Consider the following 16,120-nt stretch of genomic DNA (forward strand, 5'->3'; position numbering starts at 1 on the left):
CTGGAACAGCGCTTCCATGTCGCGCCGCAAGGCGATCGCCGGGTTGGCGGCGTCGAAGCGCACGTCGCTCCAGCACACCGGCTGGCCGGCCGGCACGTCGGCGACCAGGCGCAGGCCGTGGGCCAGGCCGATGGGCAGCGCCCCCAGGCGCAGCGAGGTCGCGGCGGGAACGACCTTGCCGTACACCGTGAAGCCCCCCTCGCCGTCCAGGGTCTCGCCGGCGCGCAGCGCCCGCTTGGCCACCGCCACCACGTCGGCGCGCCAGTCGCGGGTCGAGCCGGTGGGCTCGCCGCGAGTGGCGATGCTGGCCACCGAGGTCCCCAGCTCCAGGCCGATCAGGTGGTAGGGCTTGTACATGGCGGCGAAGCGGCCGCTGGCGTCGGTCTTCAGGCCGTACTGCTGGAAGCAGTCGCGCACGTAGTCGGTCGGAGCCTCGAACACCACGTACACCCCCCAGCGCAGGTCGCGGAACACCGGCCGCCCGTCGCGCTCCAGCGACGAAACCACTTCCACCACGCCCGGTTTTTCCAGCACGCCGCCTTGCTCGCGTGGCCGCATGATATGCGGCAGGTCGTCGACGCCGCAGGGCGGAAACGACAATCCGCCAGAGGGCACGTCGAGTCCGGTCGCGTTCGCGATCGCCGCCATTTCAATCGCCGATTTGGTGCCGTCGAGGAACGAGTTGAACATCTGCGGGTTCATACCCGCCGATTGCGCCTCGTCGGCCGACAGCCCGTAATGGGTCCATACGTCCGCCGGCGTGACATCGTGATAGGCTGGCAGGTACTTGGTGCCCTTGCCGGCGGCGACGATGTGGAAGCCGGTCGCGCGCGCCCAGTCGACCATTTCCGCCGTCAGCGCCGGCTGGTCGCCGTAGGCCAGCGAATAGACCACGCCGGCCTTCCGCGCTTCTTCGGCGAGCAGAGGGCCTGCCAGCACATCGGCTTCGACATTGACCATGACGATGTGCTTGCCGTTCGCAATCGCGGCGCGGGCGTGGCGGATGCCCACGGCCGGATTGCCGGTCGCCTCTACCACGACGTCGACGTTCCCGGCGATCGCTTTCGCTCCGTCGGCGGTGAAGGTGGTCGCTGCGATCCGCTCTTCGTCCCAGCCGACCGTCCGGCAGGCCTCGCGCGCGCGCTCCGGATCGAGATCGGCGATGACGCTCACGTCGAGACCCGGCGTGTGCGGCACCTGCGACAAAAACATCGAGCCGAACTTGCCGGCGCCGATCAGCGCGACATGTACCGGTCTGCCGGCGGCATGACGGGCGGCGAGGAGGGAAGAGAGGTTCATGGTAAGGTCCGTGAGTGCAATGATTAACAATCGCCATTCCGGGCGCGACGACGTCGCGGGCCCGGAATCCATTCATCCGCATCTTCCGTGGCGCGATGGATTCCGGGCTCGACGCTAAGCGTCCCCGCGAAATAACGACAACTGGGATTACTCCGCGGCCTGGCGCGGTGCGCGTGCAAGGCGCAGCAGCGCGTCGTCGGCAACGGTCTGGATCGGCGTGAAGTCGCGGTGAGCGATGTAGTCCGGCCGCGTGGGGTTGCGGATATAATTGGAGACGGCGTTGAGCGTGAGGTACACGATCTTGCGGGGGTAGGGCGTGATATTACCGGCCGACCCATGCACCAGGTTGCCATGGAACATCAGAAGACCGCCGGCCTTGCCGGTCGGCGCGACGATGCCGCCTTCCTTGACCAGCCGCGTCACGGTTTCTTCGTCCAGCGTCCATAGCGGGTAAGACGTCGTTTGAAGGTCGTGCGATGCCTTCAGGTCGCCGGCGTGCTGGCTGCGCGGCACCAGCATCAAGGGGCCATTGATCGGCATCACCTCGTCGAGGAAGATCGCAATGTTCATCGCGCGCGGCTCCGGCATGCCATCGTCGCGCTTCCAGGTGCCGTAATCCTGATGCCATTGCCAGACGTCCCCGGTGAAGGCCGCCTTGGCGTTGATCTTGAACTGATGCATGTAGACTTTTTCGCCGAAGAGCTGCTCGATCGGTTCGATCATGCGCGGATGGGCACCGAGCAGCCGGAAAGCGTCATTGTAGAGATGGGCCGCAAAGGCGGTTCGCGGCGCGCCGCTCTTTTCACGCCACACCTCGGGGCGATTGGCATCATAGATGCTGACCGCCTCGCGTGCGAGAAGTGCGACTTCTTCCGCGTTGAACAGTTCCGGCAAAAACAGCCAGCCCTCGCGGTTAAAATCCTCGATCTGCTGCGGGGTGAGTTTCATGGCGGGCTCCCTGTCGCTTTCCGGTTCCGCGTCGTTTCGGATGTGCATCCTCGCGCGATTGCGGGTCAGAATAGCAGGCGAGGCGGCGGAAATCACCGGTCAAAAGCTCCCGCGGGATTGCCCGGAAACCGGGTGGATCGCAACAATCTGCGAGCCTAGATTGAGGCCCGAGAGGTAGATGGGGCGTGCATTTTGGAGCGAACCATGACGGATCAGCATTTTGCCCTGTTCAACGCGCCGATCGGCATCTGCGGAATCGAGTGGGGCCCGCGCGGCATCAACGGGCTGCAACTGCCGATGGGCAGCGACGAGAAAACGCGCGCCCGTATCCGGCAGCGCCGCGGCGACATCGACGAGACGGCGCCGACGCATGAGGTGCAACATGCGATCGATCGCATCGTCAAACTGCTGGCGGGCGAGCGCGACGACCTCCGCGACATTGCCCTCGACCTCGACGGCATTCCCGAATTCAACCGCGGCGTCTACGCTATCACCCGCACCATCCCGCCGGGGCAGACCATGACCTATGGCGATATCGCCAAGCGCCTCGGCGGTGTCGAACTGTCGCGCGACGTCGGACAGGCGCTCGGCCGCAACCCCTGTCCCATCGTGGTGCCCTGTCACCGAGTGCTGGCGGCGGGGCGGAAACCCGGCGGGTTCTCCGCTCGGGGCGGCGTCGACACCAAGCTGAAGATGCTCGCAATCGAAGGCGCGGTGGTCAATCACACGCCGAGCCTGTTCGATTGAACTCCGAACCCGCGATCATTCTTCGAGACGGCTCTTCGGCCGCCCCTCAGGACGGGGCCGAAAAATTAGATTCGTCTAAACAGCCTCGCAGCTAAACCCATTGCCATTGCGGCGGATCTTCCCGGTCGAGGGCGAGGGAAAATGCGCCGTGCAGCACAGCGTATCGGTGTCGCAATAGCGCTCCAGGAAGTTCTTTCGCGTGACGGCCGCCTGCGCCGGATCGACGTCAACGCGCGGTGACAGTTCGGGATACCGCAGCTGAAGCGGCGTGTGCATCATGTCGCCGAGGAACACAGCATCATCCCTAATGCGCCCTACGGCAAAGGCGACGTGACCGGGCGTGTGGCCCGGAGTCGGCAGAATGCGCAGGTGATCGCCGACGGCGAAATCGTCGCGGACGATGTCGGCTCGCTTGGCCTCGACCAGCGGCAAGACGCTGTCGCCGAAGGGCGGTACCGGTGCCTTGGCGTGCTGCGCAGTCCAGTAATCATATTCGGTCTTGCCGAAGATGTAGCGCGCGTTAGGGAAGGTCGGCACCCAGCGGCCGTTTTCGATCCGCGTATTCCAGCCGACGTGATCGACATGCAAATGCGTGCACATCACGAAATCGATATCTTCCACCGAGCAATCCGCGGCCTTCAACGCGCGCATATAGGTCTCGTCGGTCTTCATGTTCCATTTCGGACGCTGCGGGCGCGGCTTGTCGTTGCCGATGCAGCTGTCGATCAGGATGGTGTGATGCGGCGTACGCACGACATAGGATTGAAAGCACAGGATCAGAGTGTCGTTGTCGTCGATCGCTCCGGCCCGGCGCAACCAGCCCCGATTTTCGGCTAGCAGCTCTGCCGGGAGCGCCGGAAACAGGTCGAGCGCGGCAAAGAACGCCGTCTCCTGCTCGACGATGCGATGAATGCTGAGATCGCCGACGCTGAATTTCAGACTCATGCTGGCTCTCCAGTCGTTCGCGCCTGGGTATATGCCCCGACACCTGGCCGTTGATATTCGTTCAAGCCTTGGGCGGCAGTGAAATCTTCACCGAGGGCCTTTGCAGCATCCGTTCATGAAACGCGTCAAGGTTCGGATAGGCCTTGCGCCAGCCGCAATCAGGATAGCGGAAATCGGCATAGCCGAGCACGCAAGTCAGCGCGATCTGGACGATATCGAGCGGGCGCGAAAGCACCTCCGGCTTGTCGTTGAATACCGCCATGCCGCGCCAGGCGCGATTCCAATGATCGTCCGCCCATCCCTGCCACTGCAAAGCTTGCGGCCGCACCATCCGCTCGTAGCGGCAGAGCAGCATCGAATCGAGCATGCCCTGCAACAGGGAGTGGTCGCTCTTGACCTTCCAGCGGTCCGGCCCGCTTGCGGGGATCAGTTTTCCGCCGCCGGCGAGTTCGTCGAGATATTCAACGATGACGTAGGAATCGAGAATGACGCTGCCGTCGTCGAGGATCAGCACCGGCAGCTTCTTCAGCGGCGTGATCCTGGAATATTCCTCGTTGGCCTGGGTCGGCGCCACCGTCGTTGGCACGAACTCGATTTGATCGATCAGGCCAAGCTCGATCGCGGCGATGCGGACCTTGCGGGCGAACGGGGATGCAGCCGAGAATGTGAGTTTCATGGGATGTCCTGACGAGTGAAATGAACGTCAACCGCTCGTGATCACCGGGCTTGTCGCTCGACGGCGTCGCTTGCGCTCGCCTATGCCCGGTGATCCGCGTTTTGCTTCCATTCTATGGAGAGAAAGGCGTGGATGGCCGGGTCAAGCCCGGCCATGACGGAAAAAGCGCCGCGGCTCTTACGCCGCGATGATTTCCTGGCGTTGTTCGCCAAGTCCTTCGATGCCGAGCGTGACGACGTCGCCGACGTCGAGATATTTCGGCGGCTTCATGCCGGTGCCGACGCCGGGCGGGGTGCCGGTGGCGATGACGTCGCCCGGCATCAGCGTCATGATCTCCGACAGATAGGACACGATCTTCTTGACGCCGAAGATCATGGTCGCGGTCGATCCGGTCTGGCAGCGCTTGCCGTTGACATCGAGCCACATCGGCAGCTTCTGCACGTCGGCAATCTCGTCCTTGGTGACGAGCCAGGGGCCGAGCGGGCCGAAGGTGTCGTGCGACTTGCCCTTGGTCCATTGCCCGAGCCGTTCGAGCTGGAAGAAGCGCTCGGACACGTCGTTGCAGATGCTGTAGCCGGCGACGTGATTGAGCGCATCGGCCTCGGAGACATATTTGGCGCGGCTGCCGATGATGATGGCGAGTTCGACTTCCCAGTCGAGCTTGGTCGACCCGCGGGGCTTCTCGACCTGATCGTTGGGGCCGCAGAGGCTGTTATTGCCCTTCATGAAGACGATCGGCTCGGCCGGGATCGCCATGCCGACCTCTTTGGCGTGATCGGTGTAGTTGAGGCCGATGGCGATGAATTTCGGTGATCCGCCAACGACGGCGCCGATGCGCGGCTTGCCGCTGACCGCCGGAAGCTTTTCGGGGTCAAGGGCGGCGATCTTGGCGAGCGAGGCCGGCGAAAAGGCCTCGCCTGCGAGGTCGGCAATATGCGCCGAAAGATCCCGGATTTGACCCGTCTTGTCGACCAGGCCCGGCTTTTCCTTGCCCTTCTCGCCGTAACGAAGAAGCTTCATGTCTCACTACTCCCTTGGGTGTCATTGTCGCTTGGCAGGTTTCATGGAACAGGCCGCGGCCAAATTCAACCACCCTCAGCGCGGTGCTGCCACCCGTCCTCGGGTAGCCGCGGGAGGGCCTAGCGGTCTACTGCCGCGAATTTGAAGGCCTCTCCGTCGCGCTTGATATGCCCGGCATCGAAATGGCCGCCGATCACCAGCACCGGCCGATCGGCGAAGCGCGAAAACAGCTCGCGCCGGGTCTGGGCCGACTGCGCGGGATCGGAATCGGCGGTCGATGACCAGTCGAGATGGGCCATCTGGCAGGGATGGTGGGCGACGTCGCCGGTCAAGAGGCCCTCCTCGCCGGCGGACCGGATATGGAGGCTGACATGGCCGGGGCTGTGGCCGGGCGTCGGGATCAGGGTGATCTCTTCGCAGATTTCGGCGTCGCCGTCGACGAGATCCGCTTGTCCTGCCTCGACGATCGGCGCCACAGAATCGCGAAAGATCGCCGCCTTGTCGGGCTCCGCGCTGTGGTCGCGCCAGTAAGCGTATTCCGCCCGGCCGAAGAGATAACGCGCGTTGCCGAAGGTCGGTATCCATCGGCCCTCGGCGAGCCGCGTATTCCATCCGACATGGTCGACATGAAGATGCGTGCACAGCACGGTGTCGATGCTGTCAGGCGGGAAGCCTGCCGCGGCGAGATCGTCGAGAAAGGGCCCCCGGCGGTTGTTCCAGGTGGGAATGGTTCGGCCTTGTTTGTCGTTGCCAAGTCCGGTGTCGACCACGATCCGGCGCGTCGGCGTTTCCACCACGAGCGCATGGATCGACATTTTCAGGCGGCCGTCTTCGGTGGCGAAGTGCGGGACCAGCCACGGCAGTTGCAGGATGTCCTCACGGCCCGCCAGCGGCAAAATGAAACGCGTGTGGCCGACCGTCTCGAGCTCGACGACCTTGGTGATGGTGACGTTTCCGACCTTCCAGCGCATGCGGCATCTCGCGATCCGGGCCGCATTTGTACCCGGCCCTTCCGGCGCAGAATGCGGGTTCCGCCGCGCCGATGCAATGGATCATGTCGCTCGCTTCAGGCGTTGATAAACGACAGGTCATCATCGGAGCGCGACATGCCAGAACTCAATATTTCGCCGGAAAAGGTTGCCTTTCTGATCGAAAAAACCAGGGAGTTCGACGTCAAGGAAGGCGTCACCGATCCCGCCTCCGGCTCGAATGCCACCGACGACAACATGGTCGACGTGTTGGAAGACGACGGTCATGATCCGGTCGCGCAGGAGATCACAGGATTTGTCGGCAGCCTGACCGAGGACGAGCAGGTCGACCTGATCGCCTTAATGCGGCTTGGACGCGGCGATGCCGAAATCGAGGAATGGGACAGGCTCAGGCGCGAGACCCGCGACACCCGGGAGGCGCCGACCGCGCGCCTCCTGTTGGATGAGCCCCTCGTCAGCGATTATCTGGCCGAGGGGCTCAGTGCATTCGGCATCGATTGGGCGGAGGCTGCGCCCGAGTGATGACCGCTTAAAGCGTGCCCGGGAAGGCGCCGCCGTCCAGCAAAATGTTCTGTCCGGTGATGAAGCCGGCCTTGGCGCCGCAAAGGAAGGCACAGGCGAGGCCGAATTCATCGGGTTCGCCGAAGCGGCCCGCCGGATTGAGCCTCGCCCGTTCGGCCAACATGGCCTCGATCGTCGTGCCGCGCTTTTCGGCTTCCGCCTTGGCGACGGCGCCGCGCAACCGATCGGTATTGAAGGGTCCGGGCAGCAATGCATTGATGGTGACATTGTTGATCACCGTCTTGCGCGCGAGGCCCGCAACAAAGCCGGTGAGGCCGGCGCGCGCGCCGTTGGAGAGGCCCAGCACTTCGATCGGGGCCTTCACCGCAGCCGAGGTGATGTTGACGATGCGGCCGAACTTGCGCGCCATCATGCCGTCAACCGTCGCCTTGATCAGTTCGATCGGGGTGAGCATGTTGGCATCGATCGCCTTGATCCAGTCGTCGCGTGTCCAGTTGCGGAAGTCGCCGGGCGGCGGGCCGCCGGCATTGTTGACGAGGATGTCCGGATCCGGGCAGGCTTTGAGCACGGCTTCGCGTCCCGCCGGCGTCGTGATGTCGCCGACGACCTCGGTCACCGTGACGCCGGGATTGTTCTTACGGATTTCATCCGCGGTATTCTTCAGCGCTTCCGCGCCGCGCGCCGTCAGCGTAACGTGTACGCCCTCGTTGGCGAGCGCGACCGCGCAGGCGCGTCCCAGTCCCTTGCTCGATGCGCAGACGATGGCCCGGCGGCCCTTTATGCCCAGATCCACTGTTTTACTCCCGTCGTTCTCGATAGTTTCTTCGGTTGCCGAAATATCTAGTACCGCCGCTCTGAAGTCCCTGCACCGCAAGCGGCGAATTCGATCAGGGACTTCAGATCGATAAAGCGGCACCAGAATCAGTAAATTAGCGAGTGCCCATGACTTTCCGAAGTTCGTGAAAGTGGCTGCTGAGTTGTAACACGAACTTCGGAAAGCGGGCACTAGCCGGTCAGAGTTCGGATGCATAGCAAAGACGGGAACAACGTCAAATCCGCCGGTCTGTCTGCAGGCGATCGACATAGGTCATAATGTCCGGCGGCAGCGATTTGATACCCATCTGGCCGGCGGCCGAAAAGAACGGCCGCAGCCTTGAGCCGGCGAGGTAGGACGGCTGGCGATCCGCCGGGACGAGCTGATCGAAGATGACGATCACCGACACGGCGATGAGGCCGACGCGCACCGCGCCAAGCGCCGCGCCCGCGAGGCGGTCAACGATCCCGGCTTGCGTTCCGATAGTTTCGTCGATCGCGATCCGCATCAGTTTTCCGAGCACGATGCCGGCGCCGAGGAACGTCGCGAAGAACGGCAAAGGATTCTGCATCAAGGCCAGGGGATCTACATCGTGCGCGACCAGCGACGTCGCCCAGACCGCGATCGGCATTGCGATCACATAGGCCAGGATAGTGACGGCGCTGCGCAGGAGTCCGGCGTTGAAGCCCATGATCATGGCAACGGCAAGCGCCAGGTAAACCACCGCGTCGAAACTGTTCATCTCGTGGTCCGATTCCGATATTCGCATCTCTTTTCAGTGGCCGCTTTGCGAAGGTTCCGATCAAAGGACCACCGGCACAAAGAATTCCGGTGGGAGCCAGCATTTGACATGCGCTTTACGGGTCGGCGGCCAGCGAATGTCAAATGCACTACGCTAGCGCACTCCTGATCGTGCGGACGATGGAGTGCGGGCTTCGGAAAGTGGGCACTCGTTCGAGAGCTTGGTGAACGAATTCGGTTTGCGATAGCGAAAATCGTCTGTATCAATTGGCGCAGTCGAGCTTCGGAGTTCGCCGTGTCTAGTCTATTCGACGTCAGTAAAGAAACCATTCTTGTCACCGGCGCCTCGCAAGGGCTGGGGCGGCAGTTCGCGCGGGTGCTTTCAGCGCACGGCGCGGCCGTGGCGCTGGCTGCCCGGCAGACCGCCAAGCTGAAAAGCCTCGAAGATGAGATCAAGGGCAGGGGCGGCCGGGCCGCCGCGGTTGCCATGGACGTCACCGACGGCGCCTCGATAGTCACGGCGCTCGACGCGGCGGAAGCCGCGCTGGGCCCCGTCACCGTGCTCATTAACAATGCAGGCATCGCGATCGAGAAACCGGCGATCGAGCAAACCGAAGCGGACTGGGATGCCGTGATCGGCGCTAACCTCAAGGGTGCATATTTCGTGGCAACTGAAGTGGCGCGGCGGATGATCGCGCGCAAGCAGGAAGGCAACATCGTCAACGTCGCTTCCGTCCTCGGCTTCGGGGTGATGAAGTTTCTCGCCCCCTACACGATCTCCAAGGCCGGCATCGTTCAGGCGACGAAGGCGATGGCGCTGGAGCTTGCGGGCAGCCGTATTCGCGTCAATGCGATCGCGCCCGGCTATATCGATACCGAGATCAACCACCAATTCTGGTCGACGCCGGGCGGCGAAAAACTGACCAAGCGGATACCGCAGCGCCGAGTCGGCAGCGAATCCGATCTCGATGGTGCGATCATGCTGCTTGCTTCATCCGCCTCGCGCTACATGACAGGCAGCGTGGTCACGGTGGATGGCGGCTTCCTGCTGACGTGAGCTGACCCGTGCTCCGGTTCTGAAGTAAAGGAGCATTGGTGCGGTTTGGAATTCAAAGTTCCTATGACGAAATTGCGGCGAAGCTGAGAGGAGCTTCAAGTTCACCGCCCTCGCCGCGGGCATCACTTCGGCGATTGCAAGCCGGGTGAATTGACCCACTCGTCAAGGTGGGCTGCGGTGTCCGCTCGACGCGCTCTTCTGAGCATCTGCTCCCTCTCGGGACCGGGCGGCAAATGCGAGGCTTGGCGCCGGACGTTCTGTGCGAATGATGCAAGGCGCTCTTTCAATGAATTCGTCTGTTGAAGGTTGCGACGTTTGACCATGGCGTGTCCCTCATGATCGTCAAAGGCGGGAACACAACCGGCGTTCTCATCACCGATAGATGCCGTTAGACCGTGCGGTGATGCTTTGTATGCTGAACCTCTTTGGAACCGGATGCCATCGATATAATTCGCGCCGCCGCAGAAACTTTTCGGAAATGACGATCATCACTCAACTTGCGCCAATTGAGCAAATGCGCAGTTCTGCACACTGAAACGGTCGATGTTCGATGCAGGCGTTGAGTGTTCGCCGTAGTTGCCCGGAATATGGGAAGACGGTTTTGTCGGCTAAGAACGATCGATGAGTACCGAGCGCGTGACGCCGCGATCATCCGTCGACCTTCTCCATTGCATTCATTGTCTGCGGCGGCCGGTCACGGTGCGAACGCTGCTCGATTCGCGCATTGGCCAGTCCGTTCAGATGTTCGAATGCGAATGCGGCGAGCGCAACTGGCAGGAGCTTCCAAGAGCTCAAAGCGGCATCGCCGGCGATTGAAAATCAAGTCGGTCGGCGCATGGCTTGATCCGTTGGGCGCAACCGCAGCGATGTTATGCCCTGATCTCCGCCTTGATCATGTCGGCGGCTTTCTCGCCGATCATGATGGCGGGTGCGTTGGTGTTGCCGCCGATCAAGGTCGGCATGATCGAGGCATCGACCACGCGCAGGGCCTCAACGCCATGGACCCGCAACGCGGGATCGACCACCGCAAACGCATCGTTGACGCCCATCTTGCAGGTGCCGACCGGGTGATAGACGGTATCGACGTTGTTGCGCAGCACCTGGCGGATTTGCGCATCGGTCTCGACCCCCGCGGTAACGGTGTCGGTTTTCCGGAGTGCCTTGAGCGCGGGGGTGTCGAGCAGGCGCCTGGTCGTCTTGAAGCCTGCTACCATGGCGTCGAGATCGTTTCCTCACCTAGAAAATTCGGATCGATTGCCGGCGCGGCAAGGGGGTCCGCGCTTTGCAGCCAGACACTGCCGCGGCTTTTCGGACGCAGCACGCAGACGTGACAGGAGAAGCCGGTGCCCCAGCGCGGCTTGCGCCCATGATCGGCGACCATTGCCATACAGAAGTGCAGCTGGATGTCGGGCAGATCGAGGTCGGGCCGCGTCTTGAGGAAGCCGCCGCATTCGGCCACGTTCGAGGTCATCGGCCCGCGCCGCTCGCGCCGATATTGCGCAATACCTTTGAAGATCCGCGCAATGCCACCGAACGACAGCCCGGCGAAGTGAGGCGCATCCGAGGTGAAGCCGAACACGAAATCCGGATGGTCCTGCAGGTTCTGCCCGACGCCCGGCAGATGATGCAGCGAGGCAATGCCGTGTCTGGCAAGCGCGGCGGCGTCGCCGATGCCCGAGAGCATCAGCAGTTGCGGGCTTTGGAATGCACCGGAAGACAAGATCACCTCGCGTCGCGCGCGGATCTGCTTGAGCTCTTTGCCTTGCCGGTATTCGACGCCGACCGCGCGCTTGCCTTCGAACAGGATGCGGGTGGCCTGCGCGCTGGTGATCGCGTGCAAGTTGGCGCGGCTGTTCATGAACGGGTGAATGTAGCCGCGCGCCGCGCTCCAGCGTTCGCCGTTCTTTTGTGTCAGCTGGTAGGTGCCGAGGCCTTCCTGCTCCTCGCCGTTGAAGTCGTCGCGGATGCGGAATTGCGCCTCGCGCGCGGCCTGCAGGTAGATTTCACGAACCGGGTTGTCGCTTCGCGATCCCGTCACGTGCATCGGGCCGCCTTTGCCGTGACAGGGGCCGTCGAATTCGGAATTGTCCTCGGATCGCTTGAAATAGGGCAGGACGTCCGCATAGGACCAGCCGGCATTGCCGAGCGCAGCCCAGCCGTCATAATCGGCCCTGTGGCCGCGGATGTAGACCATGGCGTTGATCGCCGAGGACCCGCCGAGACCCTTGCCGCGCGGCTGATAGCCGATGCGTCCGTTGAGGCCTTTCTGCGGCACGGTATCGAACGCCCAATTGTTGGTCTTGCCTGCGATTTGCAGGATCATCGCGCCAGGCGTGGTGACCACCCAGTTGTCGCCGGTGCCGCCGGCTTCCAGCAATGCAACCGACGTCGCGGGTCCTTCCGAGAGGCGGCTTGCGACCGCGCAGCCGCCGGAACCGCCGCCAACCACGACAAAATCGAAAATTTCCATATCCGTTTCCCCCAGCCTGATTGGCTTTTGGCGGGAAGGCTGGGCCTTTACGGAAATTCTGGCAAGGCCTCATTCTTTCCGCATCTTTCGGCCTTAGGGCCGGAAATCGCCGACTTTGCTGTCACAAAATCCATAAAAAGTGGTCCGCGGCCCTTTCCAAAACGGGCGGTCGTTGGTACATACCGCCCGCGACCTCACGGCCTTCGAGGCTGGGGGTTGTCTTCTCAGGAAGCCTCCGGACGGAAGCGGCGCCCTCGGGCGTTGATCCAGCCGTTTCGGCTTTTGAGACAGGCGCAAAGGTTTATCGCGGGGTGGAGCAGCCCGGTAGCTCGTCAGGCTCATAACCTGAAGGTCATAGGTTCAAATCCTATCCCCGCAACCAACTTCGGATCGCGATCCAGAAAAGCCCGCCGCTTCGGCGGGCTTTTTGCATTCGGAGAGATCACCTGGCGGCCCGATCCGCGACGGAGAAAGCAAAGAAGGTGATAAGCTCTCTCGTCGCCGCCTGATGCGAACGCCACTTCCACTTCTTCAATGCAGATCGCTCGTCGAGCAACTCTGAGGAGGCGGGCTCGGTTCGAAGGTCATTCGCGCGGGCGTGATGGCAAATCTGCGTTTCGCCATCCGCGCTTTCAAAAAACTTTCGTCACTCACGAAAGGCGGAGTCGTCCGTGACCCAGCGTCACGTCCGTTTGAATCTTTTGCAGTGCAATGTGTTTCGCCAGCTGCGGCGAGCGCAGGTAAACCACCGCGCGAGGAGGGTCACCCCAAAATGGAAAACCCGGATGAACATCAGAACACTCAGCGTCATCGCATTTGTGACCGCGGCCCTCTCGAGCCCGGTCCTCGCTCAGGAGGTCAATGGGACGGCTGCACGGAAGCCCATCCACGCACTCCGGCATTACCGCAGCACCTATAATCAGGTGCAGGGACCGGCGTTCGTGGCTCCGCGCGTCGGCGCCTATGGCGACCCCGAAGGCATGGTCGATCGTTCGCGGCCCGGCGGTTACGATCCGGATTTCAGGCCGTCCGGGAGTTGATCTGCCAGCCGCTTGTCTTGTCCCGAGACCGCGACGATCAGACGTGGCAGCCCGGCTTGTGCCGGGCTGCATCTGGCAGCGCGCTCTCGCATGACCGATCGAACCCGCTGCGGCTTCGTCGGGCTTTCCGGTGAACACTGGAGAGGCGCGATGAAGATGTGCCCCTCGCTTACTGTTTCAGCGACATGATGAATGCGGCGACGTCGCGCGCGTCGCTTGGGCGCAAGGGAATCCCGGGCATCGCCACAGTCGGCTTTTCCAGGAACGCCGAAACAATCGCTTCGCTCATGCCCGGCTTCGCCGCGATGGCCGGAAAGGAAATCGCGTGGCGTGGTTTGCCGGCGGATTGGGTAATCTGGTGGCAGCCCGCGCACGAGCGCTGCGATATTCGCCTGCCGTTGTCGGCATCCTGTGCGCTCGCGCCACTTGCAGCCAAAACTGCGAACAGGGCGGCGCGGCAAATCCAGCAGGAACGCATCAATCTCTCCGCTCTTGCACAGTTGGACCCGAATGCCCCGCCATTGATGGTTTGGAAGTCCTTCTGCTTAGCCGCCTTACAGCCGAGGCGATTTGATCGACGTCAACCCCCGCTTGCGTGCTCCGTGATCTCGCTCGAGCCCGGTTGTCTGCACCGTCACAGTTGTTCGGAAGCTTCCGCCTTCCATCGGGCGATAAGGCCCGCTGCGATCTGCAGGGTCGCGCCGAGTGCCCAAGCCAGAGAGATCAGAAGCGCTGAAGCCGGCCGCGCGATGTCGTCAAGAATGATGCTGGACACGGCGATCACGGCAGCCACGGCGGCGAGGAACGTACCGGCGGCGCTGAGCAGTTCGACAGCATCCGCCCTGGTGCCGAGGCCGTGCCGTAGCGGCAGGTGCATCTTGTGATCGGGCGGCAGGTGCGGCAAGTCGATGCCAAGATAGAACCCGGCAGCGCCGTAAAGCATCATGGCAAAGACGCCAGCCGTCGAGCCGATCAAGTCGATGTCGGCCCGGCCGACATGGGCGGCGACAAACAGCCCGCAGGAGCCACCTGTCAGGGCAAGCCCGATCCGCTCAAGCACATGCGCCGACCTGGAGATCGTCGAGCGGGCATCCCAAGGGGCTTGGCGTCTGACCATTTGGTGTGGGTACCACGGCAGGCTTTCGCATCGTTGACACAGATCAAGATATGCCGAGTTCAGCTGTCGGCGAGCCCCGCAGCGCACCGGCGCGTCATTCCTTCCGCTGTCCGGAGAGTTCCACGACCCTGCGCCAACGGTCCGTCTCGATTGCGAGCATCTCGCCGAACCGGCCAGCGCTGCCGCGGACGGGCGTCGCGCCCAGTTCGGCAAAGCGCTGCTTGATCAGCGGCTCGTCGAACGCGGCGTTGATCTCCTCGTTCAGGAGATCGATGATGGCGGCCGGCGTGCCGCGAGGAGCGCCGACGCCGTAGAACGAGCTTGTCTCGTATCCAGCCAGCGTGTCGGCGATCGGCGGCACCTCCGGCAGCGCTTCCGAGCGTTCCTTCGTTGTGACCCCGAGCGCACGCAATTTCCCCGACCGGATGAGTTCAAAGGAAGACGGCACGTTGTCGAACATGCCCTGGATCTGGCCGGCCATCACGTCGCTGAGCCCCGGTGCCGAGCCGCGGTAGGGGACGTGAACGAATTGAATGTGAGCCATGGCCTTGAACAACTCGGCGGACAGATGCAGCGAAGTGCCGACACCGGACGAGGCGATGCTGAGTTTGCCGGGATTGGCCTTGGCGTATGCGATGAAATCAGCCACGCTGCGGACGGGAAGTCCGTCGTTGACGACAAGCACCAGCGGATTGCGTGCAAGGCCTGCGACGGGCGCGATGCCTTTGGCAAAATCGTAAGGCAGCGTCGGATCGAACGAAGCGTTGATCGCATTGGCCGTGCTCGTCAGCAGCAGCGTGTATCCGTCCGGCGGCGACTTGATCACCGTGAGCGTCCCGATATTGCTGCCGGCGCCGGGTTTGTTCTCCACGATGAACGATTGGCCGAGCCGCTCCGACAGGCGCTGGCAAATCAGGCGGGATAGCGCATCGGTCGCCCCGCCGGCGGTATAGGGAACGATCCAGCGCACGGGGCGCGAAGGATAGCCGTTACTTTCTGCGACAGCCGCTGATCTGGCTGCGGTGCAGGCGATGCAGATCGCAGCCGACTGAATGAATTGCCGTCTGTCGATCATGACTGCCTTTCGAAACGACAAGAAAGACGATCAAGAACCGACACGGCAAGAATCGGGGCATAGATCTGCGCAGTTTGCATCATCGAGAGAAAATTCATGAGCGTTCATCAGGGCTTATCGGATTCGCAGGCGCGATTCAGTCGCGGCTGAGGCCGGCATGCGCATACAGAACGGCGGATTTGCTTAAGAATCGTTAACCAGTGTGAGCCAGAATCGCTGACAAGATTCCCGAAGAGGAATAGGCGATGGCAAAATTTGTGATTGGCGAACGGGTTGAGAGAGCGACCGACGACCATCAGGACGGTGTTGTCGTTGCGGTCTTCCCCACGACGGATGGCGACTTTCGTTATGCGGTGGATATGGAGGGCTATGGCGCGCTCCAGTTCTTCGCCGAGGAAAAACTGGTCGTCTGCGCGCGATAGGCGCCTTCGTTTCTGTTCAGGCCCGCTGGCGGCGCGATCACGGCGAGGCCGCTTAACCCCGCCGGTTAACACCTGATCAGGCGAAGGCCTGCTATAGATAGCGATCACGCAAATCAAGTGTCCGGCCAATGAATGCAGGCATCACCGAGCATGCGATGGTTGATCCTCCACCGGCCGCAACGCGGCCGCGCGGCAAACCATCCACTGCCAAGATATGGTTGAAGGCGATCGAGCGCAC

General features: G+C 62.5%; 17 protein-coding genes, 1 tRNA gene and 1 pseudogene. 7 read left to right on the forward strand and 12 right to left on the reverse strand.

Annotation, left to right across the window (positions count from 1 at the left end):
- The coding region (locus tag NEZ08_RS15620; RefSeq protein WP_298108532.1) for an SAF domain-containing protein at positions 1-1,299 on the reverse strand (1,299 nt) is incomplete at its 3' end.
- A gap of 147 nt (positions 1,300-1,446) precedes the next feature.
- Positions 1,447-2,247: a phytanoyl-CoA dioxygenase family protein gene (locus NEZ08_RS15625; RefSeq protein WP_298108535.1), complete on the reverse strand. Its 801-nt coding sequence runs from the start codon at positions 2,245-2,247 to the stop codon at positions 1,447-1,449.
- 204 nt (positions 2,248-2,451) lie between these two features.
- On the opposite strand from NEZ08_RS15625, the gene NEZ08_RS15630 reads away from it, so the two are divergent.
- Positions 2,452-2,994: a methylated-DNA--[protein]-cysteine S-methyltransferase gene (locus tag NEZ08_RS15630; protein WP_298108538.1), complete on the forward strand. Its 543-nt coding sequence runs from the start codon at positions 2,452-2,454 to the stop codon at positions 2,992-2,994.
- A gap of 75 nt (positions 2,995-3,069) precedes the next feature.
- Here NEZ08_RS15630 and NEZ08_RS15635 read toward each other — a convergent pair whose 3' ends face one another.
- From NEZ08_RS15635 to NEZ08_RS15650, 4 genes are all read right to left on the reverse strand, one after another.
- Positions 3,070-3,939 carry an MBL fold metallo-hydrolase gene (locus NEZ08_RS15635; protein WP_298108540.1) on the reverse strand — a complete coding sequence of 290 codons (870 nt, stop codon included), beginning with the start codon at positions 3,937-3,939 and terminating at the stop codon, positions 3,070-3,072.
- 61 nt (positions 3,940-4,000) lie between these two features.
- Positions 4,001-4,615 carry a glutathione S-transferase family protein gene (locus tag NEZ08_RS15640; RefSeq protein WP_298108542.1) on the reverse strand — a complete coding sequence of 205 codons (615 nt, stop codon included), beginning with the start codon at positions 4,613-4,615 and terminating at the stop codon, positions 4,001-4,003.
- A 177-nt stretch (positions 4,616-4,792) separates the two neighbouring features.
- Positions 4,793-5,635, reverse strand: coding sequence for a fumarylacetoacetate hydrolase family protein (locus tag NEZ08_RS15645; protein WP_298108543.1), 843 nt, complete (start codon positions 5,633-5,635; stop codon positions 4,793-4,795).
- 119 nt (positions 5,636-5,754) lie between these two features.
- On the reverse strand, positions 5,755-6,606 hold the full coding sequence (locus NEZ08_RS15650) for an MBL fold metallo-hydrolase (RefSeq protein WP_298108545.1): 852 nt from the start codon (positions 6,604-6,606) through the stop codon (positions 5,755-5,757).
- 135 nt (positions 6,607-6,741) lie between these two features.
- Between NEZ08_RS15650 and NEZ08_RS15655 the strand changes: the two genes are divergently transcribed.
- Positions 6,742-7,146, forward strand: coding sequence for a DUF3775 domain-containing protein (locus NEZ08_RS15655; RefSeq protein WP_298108547.1), 405 nt, complete (start codon positions 6,742-6,744; stop codon positions 7,144-7,146).
- Positions 7,147-7,153: 7 nt separating this feature from the next.
- Here NEZ08_RS15655 and NEZ08_RS15660 read toward each other — a convergent pair whose 3' ends face one another.
- The gene (locus NEZ08_RS15660; RefSeq protein ID WP_298108550.1) at positions 7,154-7,939 is read right to left on the reverse strand and encodes an SDR family oxidoreductase; all 786 of its coding nucleotides are present in this window, start codon (positions 7,937-7,939) and stop codon (positions 7,154-7,156) included.
- A gap of 256 nt (positions 7,940-8,195) precedes the next feature.
- Positions 8,196-8,702: a CvpA family protein gene (locus tag NEZ08_RS15665; protein WP_298108552.1), complete on the reverse strand. Its 507-nt coding sequence runs from the start codon at positions 8,700-8,702 to the stop codon at positions 8,196-8,198.
- 294 nt (positions 8,703-8,996) lie between these two features.
- Here NEZ08_RS15665 and NEZ08_RS15670 point away from each other — a divergent pair, with 294 nt between their 5' ends.
- A complete protein-coding gene (locus NEZ08_RS15670; RefSeq protein WP_298108554.1) occupies positions 8,997-9,758 on the forward strand; it encodes an SDR family NAD(P)-dependent oxidoreductase in 762 nt (253 codons plus the stop codon).
- Positions 9,759-10,379: 621 nt separating this feature from the next.
- Positions 10,380-10,574: a hypothetical protein gene (locus tag NEZ08_RS15680; RefSeq protein ID WP_298108560.1), complete on the forward strand. Its 195-nt coding sequence runs from the start codon at positions 10,380-10,382 to the stop codon at positions 10,572-10,574.
- A gap of 53 nt (positions 10,575-10,627) precedes the next feature.
- Here NEZ08_RS15680 and NEZ08_RS15685 read toward each other — a convergent pair.
- A pseudogene (locus NEZ08_RS15685) lies at positions 10,628-12,228 on the reverse strand (GMC family oxidoreductase).
- A 305-nt stretch (positions 12,229-12,533) separates the two neighbouring features.
- Here NEZ08_RS15685 and NEZ08_RS15690 point away from each other — a divergent pair.
- Positions 12,534-12,610: transfer RNA gene (locus NEZ08_RS15690), tRNA-Met, on the forward strand.
- Positions 12,611-13,013: 403 nt separating this feature from the next.
- A complete protein-coding gene (locus NEZ08_RS15695; protein ID WP_298108563.1) occupies positions 13,014-13,268 on the forward strand; it encodes a hypothetical protein in 255 nt (84 codons plus the stop codon).
- 169 nt (positions 13,269-13,437) lie between these two features.
- Here the strand turns inward: NEZ08_RS15695 and NEZ08_RS15700 are convergent, their stop codons facing one another.
- From NEZ08_RS15700 to NEZ08_RS15710, 3 genes are all read right to left on the reverse strand, one after another.
- Positions 13,438-13,746, reverse strand: coding sequence for a cytochrome c family protein (locus NEZ08_RS15700; RefSeq protein WP_298108566.1), 309 nt, complete (start codon positions 13,744-13,746; stop codon positions 13,438-13,440).
- 156 nt (positions 13,747-13,902) lie between these two features.
- The gene (locus tag NEZ08_RS15705) at positions 13,903-14,385 is read right to left on the reverse strand and encodes a hypothetical protein (protein ID WP_298108568.1); all 483 of its coding nucleotides are present in this window, start codon (positions 14,383-14,385) and stop codon (positions 13,903-13,905) included.
- A 94-nt stretch (positions 14,386-14,479) separates the two neighbouring features.
- Entirely contained in the window at positions 14,480-15,460 is a 981-nt protein-coding gene (locus NEZ08_RS15710) for a tripartite tricarboxylate transporter substrate binding protein (protein ID WP_298108571.1), read from the reverse strand.
- Between the two features lie 245 nt (positions 15,461-15,705).
- On the opposite strand from NEZ08_RS15710, the gene NEZ08_RS15715 reads away from it, so the two are divergent.
- Positions 15,706-15,882: a hypothetical protein gene (locus tag NEZ08_RS15715; protein WP_298108575.1), complete on the forward strand. Its 177-nt coding sequence runs from the start codon at positions 15,706-15,708 to the stop codon at positions 15,880-15,882.
- The last annotated feature ends 238 nt before the right edge of the window (positions 15,883-16,120 follow it).

Origin of the sequence: Bradyrhizobium sp. (assembly GCF_027451485.1) — a bacterium.
GTDB lineage: Bacteria > Pseudomonadota > Alphaproteobacteria > Rhizobiales > Xanthobacteraceae > Bradyrhizobium.